This window comes from Lelliottia jeotgali (assembly GCF_977070485.1).
Window position 1 is genome coordinate 48,352 of the sequence record NZ_CDRVFO010000001.1, and the last position, 21,512, is coordinate 69,863.

General features: G+C 60.9%; 20 protein-coding genes and 1 tRNA gene. 12 read left to right on the plus strand and 9 right to left on the minus strand.

Annotation, left to right across the window (positions count from 1 at the left end):
- Positions 1-4: 4 nt before the first annotated feature.
- Positions 5-1,915: an ATP-binding cassette domain-containing protein gene (locus tag ACW4TB_RS00235; RefSeq protein WP_455828197.1), complete on the plus strand. Its 1,911-nt coding sequence runs from the start codon at positions 5-7 to the stop codon at positions 1,913-1,915.
- Positions 1,916-2,145: 230 nt separating this feature from the next.
- The gene (locus ACW4TB_RS00240; protein ID WP_012312213.1) at positions 2,146-2,778 is read left to right on the plus strand and encodes a LysE family transporter; all 633 of its coding nucleotides are present in this window, start codon (positions 2,146-2,148) and stop codon (positions 2,776-2,778) included.
- 30 nt (positions 2,779-2,808) lie between these two features.
- Here the strand turns inward: ACW4TB_RS00240 and ACW4TB_RS00245 are convergent, their stop codons facing one another.
- Entirely contained in the window at positions 2,809-3,561 is a 753-nt protein-coding gene (locus tag ACW4TB_RS00245) for a slipin family protein (RefSeq protein WP_012312214.1), read from the minus strand.
- 2 nt (positions 3,562-3,563) lie between these two features.
- The gene (locus ACW4TB_RS00250; RefSeq protein ID WP_455828198.1) at positions 3,564-4,913 is read right to left on the minus strand and encodes an NfeD family protein; all 1,350 of its coding nucleotides are present in this window, start codon (positions 4,911-4,913) and stop codon (positions 3,564-3,566) included.
- 96 nt (positions 4,914-5,009) lie between these two features.
- Here ACW4TB_RS00250 and ACW4TB_RS00255 point away from each other — a divergent pair, with 96 nt between their 5' ends.
- The 3 genes from ACW4TB_RS00255 to ACW4TB_RS00265 all read left to right on the plus strand — a co-directional run bounded on the left by ACW4TB_RS00255 (position 5,010) and on the right by ACW4TB_RS00265 (position 6,481).
- Positions 5,010-5,468, plus strand: coding sequence for an aminoacyl-tRNA deacylase (locus tag ACW4TB_RS00255; RefSeq protein WP_039601719.1), 459 nt, complete (start codon positions 5,010-5,012; stop codon positions 5,466-5,468).
- Positions 5,469-5,529: 61 nt separating this feature from the next.
- Positions 5,530-5,772: a DUF2789 domain-containing protein gene (locus ACW4TB_RS00260; RefSeq protein WP_012312217.1), complete on the plus strand. Its 243-nt coding sequence runs from the start codon at positions 5,530-5,532 to the stop codon at positions 5,770-5,772.
- 70 nt (positions 5,773-5,842) lie between these two features.
- Positions 5,843-6,481 carry a hypothetical protein gene (locus ACW4TB_RS00265; RefSeq protein WP_012312218.1) on the plus strand — a complete coding sequence of 213 codons (639 nt, stop codon included), beginning with the start codon at positions 5,843-5,845 and terminating at the stop codon, positions 6,479-6,481.
- 6 nt (positions 6,482-6,487) lie between these two features.
- On the opposite strand, the gene ACW4TB_RS00270 is transcribed toward ACW4TB_RS00265, so the two are convergent.
- The 4 genes from ACW4TB_RS00270 to ACW4TB_RS00285 form a co-directional block, all read right to left on the minus strand.
- Positions 6,488-6,925 (minus strand): CBS domain-containing protein, encoded by a 438-nt coding sequence (locus tag ACW4TB_RS00270; RefSeq protein WP_012312219.1) that lies wholly within the window; start codon positions 6,923-6,925, stop codon positions 6,488-6,490.
- Between the two features lie 192 nt (positions 6,926-7,117).
- Positions 7,118-8,848: a dipeptidase gene (locus tag ACW4TB_RS00275; protein ID WP_279930044.1), complete on the minus strand. Its 1,731-nt coding sequence runs from the start codon at positions 8,846-8,848 to the stop codon at positions 7,118-7,120.
- Between the two features lie 161 nt (positions 8,849-9,009).
- Positions 9,010-9,086: transfer RNA gene (locus ACW4TB_RS00280), tRNA-Arg, on the minus strand.
- Positions 9,077-9,439 carry a hypothetical protein gene (locus ACW4TB_RS00285; protein WP_012312221.1) on the minus strand — a complete coding sequence of 121 codons (363 nt, stop codon included), beginning with the start codon at positions 9,437-9,439 and terminating at the stop codon, positions 9,077-9,079. Before ACW4TB_RS00285 ends, ACW4TB_RS00280 begins: the two co-directional genes overlap by 10 nt.
- 126 nt (positions 9,440-9,565) lie before the next feature.
- Here ACW4TB_RS00285 and ACW4TB_RS00290 point away from each other — a divergent pair, with 126 nt between their 5' ends.
- The gene (locus ACW4TB_RS00290) at positions 9,566-10,036 is read left to right on the plus strand and encodes an Lrp/AsnC family transcriptional regulator (protein WP_012312222.1); all 471 of its coding nucleotides are present in this window, start codon (positions 9,566-9,568) and stop codon (positions 10,034-10,036) included.
- Positions 10,037-10,130: 94 nt separating this feature from the next.
- Here the strand turns inward: ACW4TB_RS00290 and ACW4TB_RS00295 are convergent, their stop codons facing one another.
- The gene (locus tag ACW4TB_RS00295; protein ID WP_279929393.1) at positions 10,131-11,507 is read right to left on the minus strand and encodes a CYTH domain-containing protein; all 1,377 of its coding nucleotides are present in this window, start codon (positions 11,505-11,507) and stop codon (positions 10,131-10,133) included.
- 114 nt (positions 11,508-11,621) lie between these two features.
- Between ACW4TB_RS00295 and argE the strand changes: the two genes are divergently transcribed.
- The gene (gene argE / locus ACW4TB_RS00300) at positions 11,622-12,764 is read left to right on the plus strand and encodes an acetylornithine deacetylase (protein WP_012312224.1); all 1,143 of its coding nucleotides are present in this window, start codon (positions 11,622-11,624) and stop codon (positions 12,762-12,764) included.
- A 125-nt stretch (positions 12,765-12,889) separates the two neighbouring features.
- Positions 12,890-14,188: an amino-acid N-acetyltransferase gene (gene argA / locus ACW4TB_RS00305; RefSeq protein ID WP_012312225.1), complete on the plus strand. Its 1,299-nt coding sequence runs from the start codon at positions 12,890-12,892 to the stop codon at positions 14,186-14,188.
- 63 nt (positions 14,189-14,251) lie between these two features.
- On the opposite strand, the gene ACW4TB_RS00310 is transcribed toward argA, so the two are convergent.
- Both ACW4TB_RS00310 and ACW4TB_RS00315 read right to left on the minus strand, forming a co-directional pair.
- Positions 14,252-15,628: a glutamine synthetase family protein gene (locus tag ACW4TB_RS00310; protein WP_254466988.1), complete on the minus strand. Its 1,377-nt coding sequence runs from the start codon at positions 15,626-15,628 to the stop codon at positions 14,252-14,254.
- Between the two features lie 272 nt (positions 15,629-15,900).
- Positions 15,901-16,161, minus strand: a complete 261-nt coding sequence (locus ACW4TB_RS00315) for a hypothetical protein (protein WP_279929385.1) — start codon at positions 16,159-16,161, stop codon at positions 15,901-15,903.
- A gap of 41 nt (positions 16,162-16,202) precedes the next feature.
- Between ACW4TB_RS00315 and ACW4TB_RS00320 the strand changes: the two genes are divergently transcribed.
- From ACW4TB_RS00320 to ACW4TB_RS00335, 4 genes are all read left to right on the plus strand, one after another.
- Positions 16,203-17,561, plus strand: coding sequence for a glutamine synthetase family protein (locus tag ACW4TB_RS00320; protein ID WP_012312227.1), 1,359 nt, complete (start codon positions 16,203-16,205; stop codon positions 17,559-17,561).
- Between the two features lie 49 nt (positions 17,562-17,610).
- Positions 17,611-18,972 (plus strand): aspartate aminotransferase family protein, encoded by a 1,362-nt coding sequence (locus ACW4TB_RS00325; RefSeq protein ID WP_279929382.1) that lies wholly within the window; start codon positions 17,611-17,613, stop codon positions 18,970-18,972.
- A gap of 170 nt (positions 18,973-19,142) precedes the next feature.
- Entirely contained in the window at positions 19,143-20,240 is a 1,098-nt protein-coding gene (locus ACW4TB_RS00330) for a polyamine ABC transporter substrate-binding protein (protein ID WP_012312229.1), read from the plus strand.
- A gap of 190 nt (positions 20,241-20,430) precedes the next feature.
- Positions 20,431-21,495, plus strand: a complete 1,065-nt coding sequence (locus tag ACW4TB_RS00335; protein ID WP_455842878.1) for a polyamine ABC transporter substrate-binding protein — start codon at positions 20,431-20,433, stop codon at positions 21,493-21,495.
- The last annotated feature ends 17 nt before the right edge of the window (positions 21,496-21,512 follow it).

Genomic DNA, 21,512 nt, shown 5'->3' on the forward strand with positions numbered 1-21,512 from the left:
CATCATGATCAGACTATCCAACCTCACTTTACAGCGTGGTCCGCAGCGTTTGCTAGAAGGCGCCGAGATGACCCTGCACGCCGGTCACAAGGCCGGCCTGATCGGCGCTAACGGCGCCGGAAAATCCAGCCTGTTCGCTTTGCTGCGCGGTGAGCTGTCGCCTGATGGTGGCGACTGCCAACTGCCGGGTGACTGGCGCATCGCCCACATGCGTCAGGAGGTCGATACCCTCGATCGCCTGGCCGTGGACTATGTGCTCGATGGCGACGCGCGCCTGCGCAAGGTCCAGGCCGAGCTCACTTTCGCCGAGTCGGCCCAGGACGGCACTGCCCTGGCACGCCTGCACAGTGAGCTGGAAAGCGCAGACGGCTATACCGCCGATGCCCGTGCGCGCAAATTGCTGGCCGGTCTTGGTTTTACCAACGAGCAGATGGACCGCCGCGTTGGCGACTTCTCCGGTGGCTGGCGGATGCGCCTGAACCTGGCTCAGGCCCTGATGTGCCCATCCGACCTGCTGCTGCTCGACGAACCGACCAACCACCTGGACCTCGATGCGATCTTGTGGCTCGAAGACTGGCTCAAGGGCTACCCGGGCACGCTGTTGCTGATTTCCCACGATCGCGACTTCCTCGACGCTGTTGTCGACCATGTATTGCACGTCGAGCAGCGCAAGCTGAACCTATACAAGGGTGGCTATACCGCCTTCGAACGCACCCGTGCCGAGCGCCTGGCGCAGCAGCAGCAAGCCTACGAGAAGCAACAGGCCCAGCGTGCGCACATGGAAAAGTACATTGCCCGTTTCAAGGCCCAAGCCACCAAGGCCCGTCAGGCGCAGAGCCGGATCAAAGCCCTGGAGCGCATGGAAGAGCTGTCGGCGGCGCATGTCGATTCGCCGTTCGACTTCGTTTTCCGTGAATCGCAGAAGATTTCCAGCCCGCTGCTGAGCCTTTCCGAAGGCTGTCTGAGCTACGGCGACAAGGCGATCCTCGACAAGGTCAAGCTGCAACTGGTGCCCGGTGCGCGCATCGGCCTGCTGGGCCCTAACGGCGCCGGCAAATCGACCCTTATCAAGAACCTTGCCGGCGAACTTGCGCCGCTGTCGGGCCGCCTGGTGTTGGGTGAGAACCTGGCCGTCGGTTACTTCGCCCAGCATCAGTTGGACTCGCTGGACGACAAGGCCAGCCCGCTGCTGCACTTGCAGCGCATTGCGCCGGCCGAGCGCGAGCAGACGCTGCGTGACTTCCTCGGCGGTTTCGACTTCCATGGCGACCGCGTGGACGAACCGGTGGTGAATTTCTCCGGGGGCGAAAAAGCCCGCCTGGCGCTGGCCCTGATCGCCTGGGAGCGGCCAAACCTGCTGCTGCTCGACGAACCGACCAACCACCTGGACCTGGAAATGCGCCTGGCGCTGACCATGGCGTTGCAGGAGTTTGCCGGTGCCGTAGTTGTCGTGTCCCACGACCGTCATTTGCTCAAGAGCACCACCGACGATTTCCTGCTGGTGGCCGATGGCAAGGTCGATACCTTCGATGGCGACCTGGACGACTACAGCCGCTGGCTGGTCGAGTACCGGCAGCGCAGCGCACCGGCGAGCAACGCGCCGGTCAACCCGGACAAGACCGACAAGAAGGCCCAGCGCCAGGCCGCCGCTGCCTTGCGCCAGCAACTGGCACCGCACAAGAAGGCTGCCGACAAGCTGGAGGCCGAACTCAACCAGGTGCATGCGCAACTGGCCGAGATCGAAACCGCCTTGGGCGACAGCGGCCTCTACGAGGTGGCGCGCAAAGATGAGCTGCGCGACCTGCTGGCCCGCCAGAGCAAGCTGAAGCAGCGTGAAGGCGAACTCGAGGAAGGCTGGATGCAAGCCCTGGAAACGTTGGAGAGCATGCAGGCCGAGCTTGAGGCGCTGTCCTGAGGCCGGAGTTGGCGCAGGCGGGGGGAGCTAGATCGCGGTAGGGTTTGCGGGTGTCAGGCTGTGTATTTGCAGCGAGCACAAAATCGAGCGCCGCCCGCGCGGGTGGCGCTCGATTTACAACACACCCAAAACCCCAAGCTTTCCCTTTGAACCCTACAAAATTCGCTGGTTATTTTTTCGCCAACACCTTAGCTTAACGTTTTGCAACATATGTTCGAGCGAGGTGTGTGATGTCGATGGAAGTGTGGCTGGGCTTCTTTGCCGCTTGTTGGGTGATCAGCCTTTCACCCGGGGCCGGGGCGATCGCCTCGATGTCCAGCGGCCTGCAATATGGTTTCTGGCGCGGTTACTGGAACGCGCTGGGCCTGCAGATTGGTCTGGTCGTGCAGATCGCCATCATCGCAGCGGGTGTCGGCGCCATCCTTGCGGCTTCCGCTACAGCGTTCACCATCATCAAATGGTTCGGCGTCGCCTACCTGGTCTACCTGGCCTACAAGCAATGGCGCGCTTTGCCGATGGACATGACCGATGAGTCCGCCGTGCGTCCGATCGGCAAGCCGTTGAGCCTGGTGTTCCGTGGTTTCCTGGTCAACGTCAGCAACCCCAAGGCGCTGGTGTTCATGCTCGCTGTACTGCCGCAGTTCATCAACCCGCATGCTCCGCTGTTGCCACAATACGTGGCAATCACGGTCACCATGGTCACCGTCGACATGCTGGTAATGGCGGGTTATACCGGGTTGGCTTCACGGGTGCTGCGCCTGTTGCGCACCCCCAAGCAACAGAAGCGCTTGAACCGGACCTTCGCCGGCTTGTTCATTGGTGCTGCCACGTTCCTGGCGACCCTGCGCCGCGCGCCTGTCTGACCGATTTGCGGGGGGCCTCGCACAGGCCCCTCATTTCTCTCGGTCCATCATCCCCTTGAGCAAGTCCAACGGCATCGGAAACACGATGGTCGATGTCTTGTCGCCGGCAATCGACCCCAGCGTTTGCATATAGCGCAACTGCATGGCCCCCGGCTCCTTGCTGAGCATCTGCGCCGCCTGCATCAATTTCTCCGATGCCTGCAGTTCCCCTTCGGCATGGATGACCTTGGCCCGGCGTTCACGCTCGGCTTCGGCCTGACGGGCGATGGCGCGGACCATCGATTCGTTGAGGTCGACGTGCTTGATCTCGACGTTGGCCACCTTGATGCCCCAGGCATCGGTTTGCGCGTCCAGCACCTGGCGGATATCCAGGTTCAACTGTTCCCGCTCGGCCAGCAGCTCGTCAAGTTCATGCTTACCCAGGACCGCGCGTAGCGTTGTCTGTGCCAGCTGGCTTGTGGCGACCAGGAAGTCTTCGACCTGGATGATCGCTTTCTGAGGGTCGAGCACACGGAAGTACAGCACCGCATTGACCTTCACTGACACGTTGTCGCGAGTTATCACATCCTGCGGCGGTACATCCAGCACCACGGTGCGCAGGTCTACCCGAACCATCTGCTGGATCACGGGGATGAGCAGGATCAGCCCCGGGCCTTTGACCTGCCAGAAGCGCCCAAGCTGGAACACCACGCCGCGCTCGTATTCGCGCAAGATACGAAACGCAGACAGCAGTAGAACGCCCAGCAGCATCAGCAGGGCGCCGAAACCCAATTGCATGAACATCGTCATTCTCCTTGCGCTGTAGGGGCAGCAGCGCTCACTTCGAGCATCACGCCATGACGCGCGGTGACCCGCACCTGCTGGCCGAGCTGCAAGGGCGTAGTGCACTGGACCTGCCATTGTTCGCCCTGGGCCATTACCGCGCCACAGAACGGATTGCCTGCCACCACCTGAGTGACGGTCACCAAGCTGCCTACCAGGCCGGCATCACCGCTGACCAAGGCTCGCTTGCGAGCTTTGAGGGCCATGCCCAGCACACCACCGATCAACAATGCCGACAGCATTGCCAGGCTCGCGATCAACCCCAACGGAATACCAAAGCCGGGGGCGTCGGTGTCTATCAGGATGACCGCGCCTACCACGAACGCCACTATGCCGCCGAAGCCGACCACACCAAAGCTGGGGAGGAACGCCTCGGCGATCATGAAGGCGATACCGAGCATGACCAGCGCGACACCGGCAAAGCTCACCGGTAGCAATTGCAGGGCATACAGCGCCAGCAACAGGCAGATTCCACCGACCACGCCGCCCACGCCGGAGCCTGGGTTCATGAACTCGAACAGCAAGCCATAGACGCCGATCATTATCAGAATCAGTGCCACGCTAGGGTTGGTGATCACGGCCAGCAGGCGCGTGCGCCAGTCCGGCACATGTTCGACCAGGCTGGCGTCGCGAGTCTGCAACTGGCGCGGCTGGTCAGCGGCGATCAGGGTCTTGCCGTCGAGCTGGCGCAGCAGGTCAGGCAGGTCGTTGGCCACGTGGTCGATCACCTTCTGCTTGAACGCTTCGCTGGCCGACAGGCTTACCGCTTCGCGTACAGCCTTTTCTGCCCAGTCGGCGTTGCGCCCGCGCAGCTGCGCCAGGCCGCGGATATACGCGGCTGCATCGTTCACTTGCTTGCGCGCAAGGGCTTGTTCATTGGTGTCGTTTTTGGCCTTGTCATCCTTTGGCGCACCCGTGGGGCTGCCAACCTGCACGGGTGTGGCGGCGCCGAGGTTGGTCCCGGGAGCCATGGCCGCTACGTGACTGGCATAAAGGATGTAGGTGCCAGCGCTGGCTGCACGGGCACCGCCTGGGGCAACGAAGGTCGCGACCGGCACGGGGCTGGCGAGAATAACCTTGATGATCTGACGCATGGCGCTGTCCAGGCCGCCGGGTGTATCCATGCGGATCACCACCAATTGCGCGCCTTGTTCCCTGACCTGATCCAGGCCGCGCATCAGATAATCGGCACTGGCCGGCCCTATGGCATCGTCGATGCTCAGCACCCAGATAGCGCCGGGCGCAGCCTGGCTGCCCGGTGCAAAGCCAAGCATCAAAACCAGCAACCACCAGCGCCAGCAGCGAGCGATCACCTGTCGTCACCTTGTTCGCCTCTATACCGCAAGTTTAGTCATGCCTGCCCAGGCAAGGCCTAAAATTGGAGATGGGGGCGAAACCGGAGGTGCATCATGCGAATGGCCAAGACCCTGCAGCAGCGCCTGGACCAGGCCAACTGCGATTACGACATCATTCCCCATCCCCACTCGGCGACCAGCCTGGAGTCGGCGCGTACGGCTGGCGTGCCGGCCGAGCGGGTCGCCAAGTCGGTCATGCTCGACGACCGCCATGGCAATTACATCATGGCGGTGCTGCCTGCCAATCGGCACCTGGACATGAGCAAGGTGCGCATGTCCGGCGCCTGGCAACTAACCCGTGAAAGCGGCCTGCCGAGCTTGTTCGGTGACTGCGAGCGTGGCGCCATTCCGGCAATGGGCGACGCTTATCAGATAAAGATGCTGCTCGATTCGAGTCTTACCCGCCAAGGCGATGTCTACCTGGAGGCGGGTGACCACGATCACCTGATCCACATGAGCATGGAGCAGTACCTGAAACTGGTGCCGCAAGCCGAAGTACGCGAGCTGTGCTGATGTTCTCAAACCAATGCCGGGCCGGCGTCGTGGATGGCCCGCCCGGTACCGAGGAGTAAACATGGAAGCGCCTACCCACCACTTTTCCGAGCTGTTCAAGCAGTTGGGCTTGCCCGACGATCCTCAGAGTATCGATCAGTTCATCACCAGCCATTCACCGCTGAAAAACGAGATCAAGCTGGTGGATGCGCCGTTCTGGAGCGACTCCCAGCGTGCTTTTCTCAAGGAAAGTATCATTGAAGATTCCGATTGGGCAGTGCCCTTCGATCAACTCAACGAAGCATTGCGCCGCCCCCGAAAATAAAGCGCCGAGCGGCACCTGACGAGTGATCGGCCGTTGCTATGCTCAGGAAAACAATAAGGGGATATGCGCGATGAAAGATCCCTACGCACCAGGTTTCTGGTGCACCGTGACCATCCTGGGCACTCTGACGGCCGGTTACTTCTACGGTATCCGCCATACACACCAGATGAGCCAGGCTGTGCAGTTCCTGTACGCGGCGGCGGCAGTCGCGGCGGCGGTCGCGCTGCTGGGCCTGACGTGGATCGCCTGGCAGCAACTGCACCTGAACAAGCGCGAGGTGATCCAGGGGCGAACATTGCTCACCATCTGGAACACCAAGGTAGCGCTACGCCGGGTAGAGACGGTTTTCGACCGGTATTTCTGGGGCAGCTATTGGCATTCGGGGCGCACCTTCGAGGAAGTGATGGGCGAGCTCAAAGGCACCCCCCTGGAGCAAAGCCTGGATGCGCTAAAGCGCCAATGTCGGGCGCTGGACCGTGAGGTCCACGACCATCACCATCACTGGTTGGCCAATGCCCGCGACTTATCAAGTGTGGCCACGGCCATGGCACGCGAGCGTTATCAACTCGACCTGTGCGAGCCCTTGAGTAGTGGCCAGGGCAACACAGCAGTACTCAATCGTGACCTTGAAGTGCTGGTTTACACCTGGTCGGCGCGCCTGCGCAGCTTCGACCATCAGTTGGACGAACTGGAGCGCGCTTACCATTGAGGGTGGTCATTCGCCGCGGATGTACTGCTCCAGTTGCAGGATCAGGCTGGCCTGTTCGGCGATGGTTTCCTTGACCAGGTCGCCGATCGACAGCAGCCCGAGCAGCTCGCCATTACTGACCACTGGCAGGTGGCGCAGGTGGCGGTTGGTCATCAGGTTCATGCAGTACTCAAGATTCTGCTTGGGCTCCACCGTGACCACAGGTGCACTCATGATTTCCCGCACTGGCGTGGCCGCCGAAGAGCGCCCCTTGAGCACGAGCTTACGGGCATAGTCACGCTCGCTGACGATTCCCACTACCTGGTTGTTCTCCACCACCGGCAGCGCACCGACGTTTTTCTCCGCCAGCATTTTCAGGGCGTCGAGTACCGAGTCATCCGGGCCGATGGTGTAGACGGTCTGGTGCTGGGACTTGGTCTTGAGAATTTGTTCGACGTTCTTCATACAGGCCTCTGCGGATGGAAAAAACGGGCTCTTGGAGTAACTAAAGCATCCGGTAAGGTGGCTTGCACGGCAATGCAGGAAACGGCATCGAGTCGATTGAAAAACGTCATGGATGCGTCCTGCTCGATACGCTTACCAAGGGGCCGCTCTGCGGCCCATCGCCGGCAAGCCAGCACTCCCCATAGCTCAGGCTTACAGCTTCGGCATCTGCCCGATTCGCGCCACCATCTCGCTCACCACCTGCAAGTCCAGCATGAACTGCTCTACGGTCTTGAACTCGTTGTCATTGTGCCCGGTGTACTTCACGTCCGGCATTGCCAAGCCAAACTGCACGCCGTTGGGCAGGTCATGTACCGAGGTGGCGCCGGCTGAAGTGCCGAACGCGTGCTTCATGCCCAGGTTCTCGGTGGCCACGTCGAGCAGCGCCTTGACCCATTCGCCTTCCGGGTTGCGGTACATCGGTTCGTCAAGGCTATAGTCGAAGGCCACCGAGGTGTGGCTCTGGCGTGTCCAATTGCCGAGTTTGTCGGCCAATTCGTCCTTGATCGTCGCCAGCGATTTGCCTTTGGGGATGCGCAGGTTGACCGCAAGTTTCAGGCCTTTTTCATCCACGCCTACAAACGTCAGCGATGTCGTCAGCGGGCCCATGAACTCGTCCTCAAAGCCTATGCCGAGGTGTTTGCCCAGGTAGTCCAGCCCCCAGTTGTCGGCAGCGTAGCGTGCAGCATCGGTGAAGTGGTTGTGCTTGAGCGGCACCTGCGCGCCAAGGCCATTGATGAAGACCAGCATGCGCGCCACCGGATTGACCCCCGATTCCGGCTCGGAAGAATGCGCAGAAACACCTGTCACGGTAAGCAGTACGTTTTTGCCATCGACCTTGGCATCGATGCTGAAGTCGCCACCATTGCGCTTCACAAAGTCGGCACCTGCTTTTTCAAGCTGCGTTGCCAGTTGCGCCGGATTGTCGGCGGCCAGGGTGGCTACCGAGGTGGTCGGAATCTGGTTGGTGGCCAGCCCGCCGGTGAGGTGGGTGATCTCCGCTCCCTTGCCACTGCCTGGGCGTGTACTGAAACTGGCCATGACCGTGCCGTAGCCTTTTTCGGCTATCACAACCGGGTAACCGCCATCGAGCGCCAGATTGTAAGCGGGCGTGGGGTTGCGCTCGAAGTAGTAGGGGATGGCATCACCGCTGGTTTCCTCGGTGGTGTCGATGAGTAACTTGAACTGCCGGGCCAGCGGCAGGTTCTCGTCTTTCGCAACTTTAAGCGCGTAAAGCGCGACGACGATGCCGTTCTTGTCGTCTTCGGTTCCACGCCCGTACATGCGGTCGCCCACCAAGGTGACCTTGAACGGGTCCAGGCGTGTACCGTCGGCCAGTTTCCAGTTGTCCGGGTTGACCGGCACGACGTCGGCGTGGGCATGGATGCCTACCACTTCCTGGCCGGCACCCAGCGAAACTTCGTAGACGCGGTTGTCGATATTGCGGAAGGTCAGGCCAAAGCCCTCGACCAAAGCTTTGATCTTTTCAGCGATCTTGAGGAACTCGGGGTTCTCGTGCTGAGGGACACCGTCGACGCTGAAGGTGGGGATGGCCACCAGTTCACGCAGGGTATCGGTAGCAGCCTTGCCATACTTGATGCGGGTATACAGGCCGAGCAGGCGGTTAATTTGGTTCTGCTGCTCGGCGTTGAGCGGCGTACCCGCCAGGTAGGTGTCGAGGGTGCCGTCCAGGTTGTCGGCTTTAGCCTGTTCGCTGGCCTTAAGCTTGCCGAGGAATTGCTTGAAGTCGCTTGGCTCGGTGCCGTCGAAGGCCTTGACGATCGCGGCGGACTGCTGCTGCGTAAGGTTGGCCTGGGCGGGTTGGGTGAACAGGCCGATGCTGGCCAGCAGCAGGGTAGTGGCAGTGAGCTTTTTCAAATGCATGGGTGTGCGCATTCCTTCGCAGGTCAGTGTCAATGGGATGCCCGTCGAGAAACGGGAAGGTGCCCACGCTAACATCAATGACCCATGGCACGGGAGTGCCAGAAACGCGATGTACTGCACAAACGAAAAAGCCCCGGGCGCATGCCCAGGGCTTTTTGATATGGCGCACTCGGCGGGATTCGAACCCACGACCCCTGCCTTCGGAGGGCAGTACTCTATCCAGCTGAGCTACGAGTGCAACGCGCACGCATGATACCCATCTGATTCGGTTGCGTCCATCGCCTTGATCTTGGTCCATTTTTCCTGATCCAGGCTCACTTGCGCGACGCACACCAGATTGCGCAATTTTTGCGCAATCACCTCCGCCCGGTGTCCACTCAGGCCGCCGATACCTATTTCGATATCCAGCCAGTCATCCTGCCGGCTGACCTGCACGCTGTGCGGCGTCAGAAACTGCAGGGCGAACAGGTTGAGTACCCGGCACAGGGTGTCCGGCTCGGCTTCGGCTTGCAGGCGATAGCACACGGTGCGGTGGTTACTGCTGGCGGCCCAGACATCGGTTCGGGGCAGGGGGCGTTCGAAAGGGTTCATGCTGGTCTCCGCAAGGTAGGGAGAAATTCTGGCAGGTTGATGACGGTATTTTTTCGCTATGATTTGACGAATTAGCCGTTCAGGCGAATTGATCAATTTGAAATATGCAAGCTTTGGGGGTTTTTAATGCAAAGCGAACTGGATGCGTATGATCGGCGGATCCTCGAGCTTCTTCAGGAGGATGCTTCACTGTCCAGCGCGCAGATTGCCGAGCGCGTAGGGCTGTCGCAGTCACCGTGCTGGCGCCGTATTCAGCGGCTCAAGGACGAGGGGGTGATCCGTGGGCAGGTCACCTTGCTTGATCGCAAGAAGGTCGGCCTGAACACGCAGATCTTTGCCGAGGTGAAACTGAACGCACATGGTCGCTCCAACTTCACCGAGTTCACCGAGGCGATCCGGGGCTTTCCCGAGGTGCTGGAATGTTATGTGCTGATGGGGTCAGTAGACTTCCTGTTGCGTATCGTCACACAGGATATCGAGGCTTATGAGCGGTTCTTCTTCGAAAAGCTGTCGAACGTGCCAGGGATTCAGGAGGTCAATTCCATTGTGGCGCTGTCGGAGATCAAGTCCACCACCAGCCTGCCGCTGATGCGCTGAGACTGTCGCCGGCAAGCCGGCCCCTACACGTCAACCACGGCTCTCGGGGCCGTGGCGATCGTAGGGCTTGCCGGCGATGATGCACAAGCGAATGTCAGGCCTTGAGCAGATGCTTCCAGCCACGGCTCTGATCAATCGCACGGGCCTGTTCCACGCGGGCCTCCAGCAGCTCGCTAGGCTCTTCGGCCAGTGGCAGCTCAGCCAGCTCAAGCAGCTTTTTCAGGTCGCCATACAGGCGGTCCATCTGCGGAGCCTCGAGCACATGGCGCGCATGGTGCAGCCAGGCCAGCAACTGTTCGATGCGCGGCAGTTGTTCTGCCAGGTCTTCCGGGCGTTGGGTGTAAAGCGGTAGCTTCAGCGCACGGCCTTCTTCGCCCAGCAGGTGTGCCACCCAGCTGGCCAGTTGCGCCTTGCCCTGGCGTTCGCCACGGCCCTTGCGCTCTGCGGTCCAGGCACGGGCCAGCAGCCAGCGTGATGTTTCCAGGGAAAATTGGCCCCAGCGCACGTCTTCGAGCTCTTCGAGGAACTGCTCTGGCGCGGCGCGACGGATGTCTTCGTCGTCATTGCCGGCCTGTACCAGCGGGCGCCAGTCTTCCAGCAGCGCGTCCAGGCTGGCGCGCAGGTCACGGGTGCTGGCGCGCGGCGCGGCTTGGCCAAGGCTTGCGACCAGTGCACGCAGTTCTGCCAGGCACTGTACCCAGTCCTGCAGCAGGCGCCAGTGGCCATTGTGGCGGTATTGCTCGGCCAGGCGCTGGCTGCTGCCCAGCAGTTGCCAGGCAAGGGCAGCGAAGGCATCGTCGACTGGCATTTCGGCGTCCAGTTCGGTGCTTGGCAGGCCCAGTTCGTAGCTGTCCGGCTCCAGCAGGCGGTAACCGCGCTCGGCCTTGCTGATGTCGCACGGCATCAGGGGCAGGCTGGCGGCCAGCTCGGCGGCCAGCTCCAGCAGCGCTTCGGGGGCACCTTCGCGCAGTTCCAGCTCCAGCTCGCAGATCTCTTCCTTGCGTTTGCCGGCAATCACGAAGCCCTGGTCCAGCGCTGCCTCGATCACCACTTTGCTCTTGCCGCGGCCCCAGGCGATCTCAGCGAATTCGCGAGTGAAATCGGTGGTGAACAGCGGTTTGATGGATTTTTTGTCCAGTTCGGCCAGTTGCTCAGGCCAGCAGGTGGCGTCGAGCTTTTTCAGGTCGAGTTTGACTTTATCCAGGTGCCACTCGTATTCGTTGCGTTCGGACAGGCCGGCGACGCTTTGGCCACGGCACTTCAGGGTCTGGATGATCACCTCGCCGTCGCGGCGCAGGCGCAGCGCGACGCGGGCAGCAGAAAGGTCGCGCTCAGGGGTATCGAAGTACTGGTTGAGCAGCTCGCGGGTCTGCCAGCCGGACTTGTTGCGCTTTTTCAGCAGAGGGTGCTCGCGCAGTGCGGCCAGGGTGTCGCGGCTGGCGCGGAGCTTGAGTTCGGTTTCTTTGTGCATCGCAGGCTCGAAGAGGGGCGTGATTGCCGTGCAGTCTACAGCAGTGTGCCGGCAACGGTTTATTCCTTACGGCGGATGGCCCTATGATGGGCAATGCTTCCGAGGAGTTCGCGCATGTCGTTGCCCACGCTGAAAGACCAGTTTGCCGCTTTGATCGCCGCGCCCTCGGTCAGCTGCACCCAACCTGCACTGGACCAGTCCAACCGCCAGGTCATCGACCTGCTGGCAGGCTGGTTGGGCGACCTGGGGTTTAGCTGCGACATCCAGCAGGTCAGCCCAGGCAAGTTCAACCTGTTGGCCAGCCGTGGCACTGGGCCGGGCGGGCTTGTGCTGGCTGGCCACAGCGACACCGTGCCGTATGACGAGCAGTTGTGGACGAGCGACCCGCTCAAGCTGACCGAGGTCGATGGTCGCTGGGTGGGCCTGGGCAGCTGCGACATGAAGGGTTTTTTCGCCTTGATCATCGAAGCGGTGATTCCGTTGCTGGAGCATGACTTCAAGCAGCCGCTGCTGGTCCTCGCTACCTGCGACGAAGAAAGCTCGATGTCCGGTGCCCGCGCCTTGGCCGAGGCGGGTCAGCCGCTTGGCCGTGCGGCGGTCATCGGTGAGCCGACCGGTCTGCGCCCGATCCGCATGCACAAGGGGATCCTCATGGACCGCATCGACATTCTCGGGCGCAGCGGCCATTCCTCTGACCCAAGCCTTGGCCACAGCGCGCTGGAGGCCATGCACGCGGTGATGGGTGAGCTGATGGGCCTGCGCCGGCAATGGCAGGAAACCTACCGCAACCCGCAATTCACCGTGCCCACGCCGACCATGAACTTTGGCTGCATCCACGGTGGCGACAACCCCAACCGTATTTGCGGCCAGTGTGCCCTGGAGTTCGACCTGCGCCCACTGCCAGGCATGGATGTAGAGCAGTTGCGTGCAGCCATCCGTGAAAAGCTTCGACCGGTGGCCGAGCGCCATGAGGTGCGTATTGACTACGCGCCGCTGTTCCCCGAGGTGCCACCATTCGAGCAGGCGGCCGATGCCGAACTGGTGCAGGTGGCCGAGCGCTTGACCGGCCATCGCGCCGAAGCGGTGGCGTTCGGTACCGAAGCGCCTTATCTTCAGCAGCTGGGTTGTCAGACCATCGTTCTTGGCCCTGGCGACATTGCCTGCGCCCACCAGCCGGGCGAATACCTGGAAATGTCACGAATCGAGCCTACCGTGCGTCTATTGCGTGACCTGATCCGGCACTATTGCCTGAATTAAACGTCCACCCTGCTGATTCGTCTTTGCCTAGAGGAGACCGCGCGTGACCGCAAGCCTGTTCCGACGATGATCCTGAACGCCGTGTGATCCAACGTTCTCCGTCCACTTTATCCACAGGCCCTGTCATGCCCGATTACGTCAACTGGCTGCGTCATGCCTCCCCGTACATCAATGCCCATCGCGACTGCACCTTTGTGGTCATGCTCCCCGGCGATGGGGTAGAACATCCGAATTTCGGCAATATCGTCCATGACCTGGTTCTGCTGCACAGCCTGGGCGTGCGCCTGGTGCTGGTGCATGGCTCGCGCCCGCAGATCGAGAGCCGGCTGGCGGCCCGTGGCCTGACTCCGCACTACCACCATGGCCTGCGCATTACTGATGCGGCAACCCTGGATTGCGTGATCGACGCGGTGGGTGCCTTGCGTCTGGCCATCGAAGCACGCCTGTCGATGGACATCGCCGCCTCGCCGATGCAGGGCTCGCGCCTGCGCGTGGCCTGCGGCAACCTGGTGACCGCCCGTCCTATCGGCGTGCTCGAAGGGGTGGACTACCACCACACCGGTGAAGTACGGCGCATCGACCGCAAAGGCATCAGCCGCCTGCTCGACGAGCGCTCGATTGTGTTGCTTTCGCCGCTGGGCTATTCGCCGACTGGTGAGATCTTCAACTTGGCCTGCGAAGATGTGGCCACCCGTGCTGCCATCGAATTGGGTGCCGACAAGCTGTTGCTGTTTGGCGCCGAGCCCGGGCTGCTGGATGAGAGCGGCAAGCTGGTGCGTGAATTGCGCCCGCAACAGGTCGCACCGCACCTGGCGCGGCTGGGTAGTGATTACCAAGGCGAGTTGCTCGATGCCGCCGCCGAGGCATGCAAGGGTGGCGTGGCGCGTAGCCACATCGTCAGCTATGCCGAGGACGGCGCACTGCTCACCGAACTGTTCACCCGCGGCGGTGGCGGCACGCTGGTGTCGCAGGAGCAGTTCGAAGTAGTGCGCGAGGCGACCATCGAGGATGTGGGGGGGTTGCTGGAACTGATCAGCCCGCTGGAAGAGCAGGGCATTCTGGTGCGGCGCTCACGTGAAGTGCTGGAGCGTGAGATCGAGCAATTCAGCGTGGTCGAGCGCGAGGGCATGATCATCGCTTGCGCGGCGTTGTATCCGATTGCCGATTCTCAGGCGGGTGAGCTGGCGTGCCTGGCAGTGAACCCGGAGTACCGCCATGGCGGGCGCGGTGACGAGCTGCTGGAGAGGATCGAGAGCCGGGCGCGGGCTTTGGGGTTGAATACCTTGTTCGTGCTTACCACCCGGACCGCGCACTGGTTCCGCGAGCGTGGCTTTGCCCCCAGTGGGGTAGAGCGGCTGCCGTCGGCGCGAGCATCACTGTACAACTACCAGCGCAATTCGAAGATTTTCGAAAAGTCTCTGTAAGCCAGGGAATCGAGTGCCCTGCCAACCAACGAAAAACGCCGCCCCAGAGGGCGGCGTTTTCATTTACACGGTATGCAGATACCAGTTGTACTCGAGGTCGGAGATCGAATGCTCGAACTCCTCCAGCTCGCTCTCCTTGCACGCGACGAAGATGTCGATGTACTTCGGATCGATGTACTTGTTCAGGATCTCGCTGTCGTCCAGCTCGCGCAGAGCATCGCGCAGGTTGTTCGGCAGGCTCTGATCCAGCTGCTCGTACGAGTTGCCTTCGATCGGCTCACCCGGCTCGACCTTGTTGGTCAGACCATGGTGCACACCAGCCAGCACGGCGGCCATCATCAGGTACGGGTTGGCGTCGGCGCCGGCCACGCGGTGCTCAAGGCGTACTGCGTCGGGCGAGCCGGTCGGCACGCGCAGGGCTACGGTGCGGTTGTCCAGGCCCCAGCTCGGCGCGTTCGGCACGTAGAACTGAGCGCCAAAGCGACGATACGAGTTGACGTTCGGGCAAAGGAACGCCATCGACGCAGGCAGGGTCTCGAGCACACCGCCGACAGCGTGACGTAGCGCGGCGTTCTGCTCGGGATCCTCGCTGGTGAAGATGTTGTTGCCATCCTTGTCCAGCACGGAAATGTGTACATGCAGGCCGTTGCCTGCCTGGCCCGGGTAGGGCTTGGCCATGAACGTGGTATCCATTTCATGGTCGTAGGCGATGTTCTTGATCAGGCGCTTGAGCAGCACTGCATAGTCACAGGCCTTGAGCGGGTCGGGGACGTGGTGCAGGTTGACTTCGAACTGTGCCGGGGCGCTTTCCTTGACGATGGCGTCGGCCGGAATGCCTTGCTCCTTGGCGCCTTCGAGGATGTCCTGCAGGCAATCGGCGTATTCGTCGAGATCGTCGATCAGGTACACCTGGGTCGACTGCGGGCGCTTGCCCGAGATCGGTGAGCGTGGTGGCTGCGGGCGGCCGTTCACGTTCTCCTGGTCGATCAGGTAGAACTCCAGTTCGAACGCGGCGCAGATGGTCAGGCCCAGGTCGTCGAACTTGCTCACCACCTGACGCAGCACTTCACGAGGGTCGGCGAAAAAAGGCTCGCCTTCAAGCTCGTGCATGGTCATCAGCAGCTGTGCGGTTGGGCGTTTCTGCCACGGCTCGTTACAGAGCGTATCCGGGATCGGATAGCAGATGCGGTCAGCATCGCCGATGTCCAGGCCAAGCCCGGTGCTTTCGACGGTGGAACCGTTGATATCGAGGGCGAAGAGGGAGGCCGGCAGGTTGATGCCTTTCTCGTAAACCTTGTGGAGGCTGGTGCGCTCTATGCGCTTGCCGCGCACCACACCATTCATATCTGCAATCAGAAGGTCAACGTAGAGAACCTCAGGATGTTCCTTAAGGAACGCGTTCGCTTCGTTAAGCTGAACGGCACGCGGGGGTACCGACATGATGCAACACCTTTGTTGTTAAAAATATCAATCAAGGGGGGCTTGCAGGACCAGTCAATCGAAAAGCCTTACTGATGTCAAGCCAACCCCATGATGCCCTGAAATGGCACATCGACGGCAGATTTGCTGCATATCGGGGCGTGCCATTATCCGCTATTTCCCTGTCATAGGGCTATCTCCGACATGCCGTGTTTTATTTTTTACGGAGGTGTTGTGTAAAAAAATGAACAAGGCTAAGCTCGGTCTCAACCCAAAACACAATAATACGAGGGTCACATGGTCCGCTTGTCGCGACCTGAAAGCGCTGCCTGTGCAGCGCGCTCGGGTATCCCTGCCGTTCCGGCACGCATCAATTGCGCTGTGGTCGCACTGGCCGCAATAATTGACGCCTTGCGCTTCTGGACCATCCCTCGTAGCGCCGTTTCGCTTCCTTTCTTGTATTCCTGCCCTTCGAACTCATTACGGACACGCTTGTTTCCAGTGTATCCACTGTGCTCCTGCGTGGGGGTTTTTGCTTTAGCAACCCACTCCATCCAGAATCAATGCGCGGACCACATTACCTCCTGAGGTATCTATGAGTAACAACCTCGACCAGCTCACCGATTGGTTGAAAGAGCACAAGATCACCGAAGTCGAATGCCTGATCAGTGACCTGACCGGCATTACCCGCGGCAAGATCTCGCCAACCAACAAGTTCATCGCCGAAAAAGGCATGCGCCTGCCCGAGAGCGTGTTGCTGCAGACCGTGACCGGCGATTACGTCGATGACGACATCTATTACGAACTGCTCGACCCGGCCGACATCGACATGATCTGTCGGCCCGATGAAAACGCTGTGTTCCTCGTGCCGTGGGCCATCGAGCCTACCGCCCAGGTGATTCACGATACCTACGACAAGAAGGGCAACCCGGTCGAGCTGTCGCCGCGCAACGTACTGAAGAAAGTCCTGCAGCTGTATGCCGACAAGGGCTGGCAACCGATCGTCGCGCCAGAGATGGAGTTCTACCTGACCAAGCGCAGCGAGGACCCGGACTTCCCGCTGCAGCCGCCGGTAGGTCGTTCTGGCCGCCCGGAAACCGGCCGTCAGTCGTTCTCCATCGAAGCTGCCAACGAATTCGACCCGCTGTTCGAGGACGTTTACGACTGGTGCGAGCTGCAGCAGCTGGACCTTGACACCCTCATTCACGAAGACGGCACGGCGCAGATGGAGATCAACTTCCGTCACGGCAACGCCCTGCATCTGGCCGACCAGATCCTGGTGTTCAAGCGCACCATGCGCGAAGCGGCGCTCAAGCACAATGTGGCCGCCACGTTCATGGCCAAGCCCATGACCGGCGAGCCGGGCAGCGCCATGCACCTGCACCAGAGCGTGGTCGATTCGGTCACCGGCAAGAACATCTTCAGCAATGAAGACGGCAGCATGAGCGAGCTGTTCCTGCACCACATCGGTGGCCTGCAGAAGTTCATCCCCGAGGCGCTGCCGCTGTTTGCCCCGAACGTCAACTCGTTCCGCCGCTTCCTGCCAGACACTTCGGCCCCGGTGAACGTCGAGTGGGGCGAGGAAAACCGCACCGTCGGTTTGCGCGTACCGGATGCTGGCCCACAGAACCGTCGCGTCGAGAACCGCCTGCCAGGCGCCGATGCCAACCCTTACCTGGCCATCGCTGCGAGCTTGCTGTGCGGCTACATCGGCATGGTCGAGGGCATTGCCGCCAGCGCGCCGGTGCAGGGGCGCGGCTACGAGCGGCGCAACCTGCGCCTGCCGCTGACCATCGAGGACGCCTTGGAACGCATGGAAGTCAGCCGCGCGCTGACCCAATACCTGGGCAAAAAATTCATCACCGGTTACGTCGCTACCAAGCGCGCCGAGCATGAGAATTTCAAGCGTGTCATCAGCTCCTGGGAGCGTGAGTTCCTGCTGTTTGCTGTGTGATCAACCCCTGAGGCCGCCCGCCGGCGGCCTGTGGACCCTGGAGAAGCACATGAGCGTCAAAAACCCGCAAACCCGTGACTGGCAAACCCTGAGCGGCGAGCACCACCTTGCACCTTTCAGTGACTACAAGCAGCTGAAGGAAAAGGGGCCGCGCATTATCACCAAGGCGCAGGGTGTGCATTTGTGGGACAGCGAGGGGCACAAGATCCTCGACGGCATGGCCGGCCTGTGGTGCGTCGCGGTGGGTTATGGCCGTGAAGAGCTGGTGCAGGCTGCCGAAAAGCAGATGCGCGAACTGCCGTACTACAACCTGTTCTTCCAGACGGCCCACCCGCCTGCGCTGGAGCTGGCCAAGGCCATCACCGACGTAGCGCCCGAAGGCATGACCCATGTGTTTTTCACAGGCTCCGGCTCTGAAGGCAATGACACCGTGCTGCGCATGGTCCGCCACTACTGGGCGCTCAAGGGCAAGCGGCAGAAGCAGACCATCATCGGCCGTATCAACGGCTACCACGGCTCGACCGTCGCCGGTGCGAGCCTGGGCGGCATGAGCGGCATGCACGAACAGGGCGGTCTGCCGATCCCGGGCATCGTGCATATTCCGCAACCGTACTGGTTCGGTGAAGGCGGCGACATGAGCCCGGACGATTTCGGGGTGTGGGCGGCCGAGCAATTGGAGAAGAAAATTCTGGAAGTGGGTGAGGAAAACGTCGCGGCCTTCATCGCCGAGCCGATCCAGGGTGCCGGCGGCGTGATCATCCCGCCAGAAACCTACTGGCCCAAGGTCAAGGAGATCCTCGCCAAGTACGACATTCTGTTCGTCGCTGACGAAGTGATCTGCGGTTTTGGCCGTACCGGCGAGTGGTTCGGCTCCGACTACTACGATCTCAAGCCCGACCTGATGACCATCGCCAAAGGCCTCACTTCCGGTTACATCCCCATGGGCGGTGTGATCGTGCGTGACAAGGTGGCCAAGGTGCTCAGCGAAGGCGGAGACTTCAACCACGGTTTCACCTATTCCGGCCACCCGGTGGCGGCTGCGGTAGGCCTGGAAAACCTGCGCATCCTGCGCAAGGAGAAGATCGTCGAGAAGGTCCGTACGGAAGTGGCACCCTACTTGCAAAAACGTCTGCGTGAGCTGCAGGACCACCCGCTGGTGGGCGAGGTACGCGGCCTGGGCCTGCTCGGCGCGATCGAACTGGTCAAGGACAAGGCCTCCCGCAGCCGTTACGAAGGCAAGGGTGTTGGCATGGTGTGCCGCAACTTCTGCTTCGACAACGGCCTGATCATGCGCGCGGTGGGTGACACCATGATCATCGCTCCGCCCTTGGTGATCAGCCATGCAGAGGTGGACGAGCTGGTGGAAAAGGCGCGCAAGTGCCTGGACCTGACCCTCGAAGCGATCCGTTGAGCGCCTGCTAGGCTAGCGATGTGACATTAAGTCGTTACAAGGGGATGGTTTCCTTGAAACAGCGCCTTGTAACTTGCCAGACTAGCGGCTGTTTCAGTCGCCCGGCGCTCTGCACGGTAGGTTCTGGCTGCTGAACAGATGGCTAAATAAAAAATTCTGGAGCATGACGCATGAAGAAAATGGGCAAGACGTTGCTGGCCGCCGCCCTGATGGGTGCCATGGCCACCGCTGTACAGGCTGAAGACAAGGTGTTGAACGTCTACAACTGGTCGGACTACATCGCTCCGGACACCATCGCGAAGTTCGAAAAACAGACAGGCATCAAGGTCAAGTACGACGTCTTCGACAGCAACGAAACCCTGGAAGCCAAGCTGCTGGCGGGCAAGTCCGGCTATGACGTGGTCGTACCGTCCAACAACTTCCTGGCCAAGCAGATCAAGGCGGGGGTCTACGAAGAGCTCGACCGCTCCAAGCTGCCGAACTGGAAGAACCTCGACGAAGACCTGCTCAAGGCCGTCGGTGACGCCAGCGACAAAGGCAACAAGCACGCTTTCCCTTACATGTGGGGCTCGATCGGTATCGGCTACAACCCGGAGAAGGTCAAGGCCGCGCTGGGCGTCGACAAGATCGATTCGTGGGACGTCGTGTTCAAGCCTGAGAACATCGCCAAGCTCAAGAGCTGCGGTGTGAGCTTCCTCGACGCGCCGACCGAAATGCTGCCGGCCGCGCTGCACTACCTGGGCCTGCCTAGCGACAGCACCAAGAAAGAAGACCTGAAGGCGGCCGAGGACCTGTTCCTGAAGATTCGTCCTTCGATCACCTACTTCCACTCGTCCAAATACATCGGCGACATGGCCAACGGCAACATCTGCGTGGCCGTGGGTTACTCGGGTGACCTTGAGCAATCCAAGGCCCGCGCCCATGAAGCCGGCGACAAGGTCAAGGTCGATTACGTCATTCCTAAAGAAGGCGCCGGTACCTTCTACGACATGGTCGCCATCCCCAAGGATGCCGAGCACAAGGAAGCCGCCTACAAGTTCATGGACTTCCTGATGCAGCCGGAGATCATGGCTGAGATCACCAACGCCGTACGCTTCCCGAACGGTAACGCTGCTGCGACCCCGTTCGTGGACAAGGACATCACCAGCGACCCGAGCATCTATCCGCCTGCTGACGTGAAAAAGCACCTGTACGCGATCGCCGCGCCAGAAGCTGCTGCCCAGCGCCTGATCACCCGCAGCTGGACCAAGATCAAGTCGGGTAAATAAGCCCGATGCAGTATCTCTGGGCCGGGGTTTTCCGGCCCAGAGCCGGTGAATGGCAATTGATGATTGCGGCATCGTGGCTGCGAAGGTAAGTTGCGCGCCGGTTTTGCGTGCGTGGCAGCGCTGCGCCGTTACCAAGGCACTGATTGTGAGGACCACCCACTTGTCTATTTCTGTATTACGCAAAGCCTTGATGGCTGGAGCGGGCCTGACGCTGGCATGCAGCGTCCAAGCGGCGCCTACGGTGCACTTTTATAACTGGTCCGACTACATTGGCCCGACCACGCTCGAAGACTTCGAGAAAGCCACGGGTATCAAACCTGTGCAGGACGTGTTCGACTCCAACGAAACCCTGGAAGGCAAGCTGCTGGCCGGCAACACCGGCTATGACGTGGTAGTGCCGTCTAACCATTTTCTCGGCAAGCAGATCAAGGCGGGCGCGTTCCAGAAGCTCGACAAGAACCTGCTGCCCAATTATTCCAACCTGGACCCGGCGTTGATGAAGCGCCTGGAAAAGAACGACCCAGGCAACCAGTACGCCGTGCCTTACCTGTGGGGCACCAATGGCATCGGCTACAACGTCGACAAGGTCAAGGCGGCACTGGGCGTGGACACCATCGATTCCTGGGCCGTGCTGTTCGAGCCCGAGAACATGAAGAAGCTCTCCCAATGCGGCGTGGCCTTCCTGGACTCGGCGGATGAAATGCTGCCAGCGGTGCTCAACTATATGGGGCTGGACCCCAACAGCACCAACCCCAAGGACTACGAGAAGGCCGAGCAAAAGCTGCTGGCGGTACGCCCGTACGTGACCTACTTCCACTCGTCCAAGTACATCACGGACCTGGCCAACGGCGACATCTGCGTCGCGGCAGGTTTTTCCGGCGATGTGTTCCAGGCCAAGGCCCGCGCTGAAGAAGCGGAAAAAGGCGTGAACCTGGCCTACGCGATTCCCAAGGAAGGCGGCAACCTCTGGTTCGACGTGCTGGCAGTCCCCAAGGACGCCAAGAACGTCAAAGAGGCTCACGCCTTCATCAACTATTTGCTGAAACCTGAGGTTATCGCCCAGGTCAGTGATTACGTCGGTTACGCCAACCCGAACCCCAAGGCTGGCGACCTGATGGACCAGGCCGTGAGGACTGACGCCGCGGTTTACCCACCGCAGGAAGTGCTGGACAAGATGTTCGTCAACAGTGAGTTGCCACCGAAGGTGCAACGTTTGATGACCCGCAGCTGGACCAAGGTCAAGTCGGGCAAGTAACAATCCAGGCCCGTCGC

What these genes read in the sequence shown, in the direction of transcription:
- ACW4TB_RS00235 (WP_455828197.1), top strand. Translation starts at nt 5, where the DNA reads ATGATCAGACTATCCAACCTCACTTTACAGCGTGGTCCGCAGCGTTTG.
- ACW4TB_RS00240 (WP_012312213.1), top strand. Translation starts at nt 2,146, where the DNA reads ATGTCGATGGAAGTGTGGCTGGGCTTCTTTGCCGCTTGTTGGGTGATC.
- ACW4TB_RS00245 (WP_012312214.1), bottom strand. Translation starts at nt 3,561, where the DNA reads ATGTTCATGCAATTGGGTTTCGGCGCCCTGCTGATGCTGCTGGGCGTT.
- ACW4TB_RS00255 (WP_039601719.1), top strand. Translation starts at nt 5,010, where the DNA reads ATGCGAATGGCCAAGACCCTGCAGCAGCGCCTGGACCAGGCCAACTGC.
- ACW4TB_RS00260 (WP_012312217.1), top strand. Translation starts at nt 5,530, where the DNA reads ATGGAAGCGCCTACCCACCACTTTTCCGAGCTGTTCAAGCAGTTGGGC.
- ACW4TB_RS00265 (WP_012312218.1), top strand. Translation starts at nt 5,843, where the DNA reads ATGAAAGATCCCTACGCACCAGGTTTCTGGTGCACCGTGACCATCCTG.
- ACW4TB_RS00270 (WP_012312219.1), bottom strand. Translation starts at nt 6,925, where the DNA reads ATGAAGAACGTCGAACAAATTCTCAAGACCAAGTCCCAGCACCAGACC.
- ACW4TB_RS00275 (WP_279930044.1), bottom strand. Translation starts at nt 8,848, where the DNA reads ATGCATTTGAAAAAGCTCACTGCCACTACCCTGCTGCTGGCCAGCATC.
- ACW4TB_RS00285 (WP_012312221.1), bottom strand. Translation starts at nt 9,439, where the DNA reads ATGAACCCTTTCGAACGCCCCCTGCCCCGAACCGATGTCTGGGCCGCC.
- ACW4TB_RS00290 (WP_012312222.1), top strand. Translation starts at nt 9,566, where the DNA reads ATGCAAAGCGAACTGGATGCGTATGATCGGCGGATCCTCGAGCTTCTT.
- ACW4TB_RS00295 (WP_279929393.1), bottom strand. Translation starts at nt 11,507, where the DNA reads ATGCACAAAGAAACCGAACTCAAGCTCCGCGCCAGCCGCGACACCCTG.
- argE (WP_012312224.1), top strand. Translation starts at nt 11,622, where the DNA reads ATGTCGTTGCCCACGCTGAAAGACCAGTTTGCCGCTTTGATCGCCGCG.
- argA (WP_012312225.1), top strand. Translation starts at nt 12,890, where the DNA reads ATGCCCGATTACGTCAACTGGCTGCGTCATGCCTCCCCGTACATCAAT.
- ACW4TB_RS00310 (WP_254466988.1), bottom strand. Translation starts at nt 15,628, where the DNA reads ATGTCGGTACCCCCGCGTGCCGTTCAGCTTAACGAAGCGAACGCGTTC.
- ACW4TB_RS00315 (WP_279929385.1), bottom strand. Translation starts at nt 16,161, where the DNA reads ATGGAGTGGGTTGCTAAAGCAAAAACCCCCACGCAGGAGCACAGTGGA.
- ACW4TB_RS00320 (WP_012312227.1), top strand. Translation starts at nt 16,203, where the DNA reads ATGAGTAACAACCTCGACCAGCTCACCGATTGGTTGAAAGAGCACAAG.
- ACW4TB_RS00325 (WP_279929382.1), top strand. Translation starts at nt 17,611, where the DNA reads ATGAGCGTCAAAAACCCGCAAACCCGTGACTGGCAAACCCTGAGCGGC.
- ACW4TB_RS00330 (WP_012312229.1), top strand. Translation starts at nt 19,143, where the DNA reads ATGAAGAAAATGGGCAAGACGTTGCTGGCCGCCGCCCTGATGGGTGCC.
- ACW4TB_RS00335 (WP_455842878.1), top strand. Translation starts at nt 20,431, where the DNA reads ATGGCTGGAGCGGGCCTGACGCTGGCATGCAGCGTCCAAGCGGCGCCT.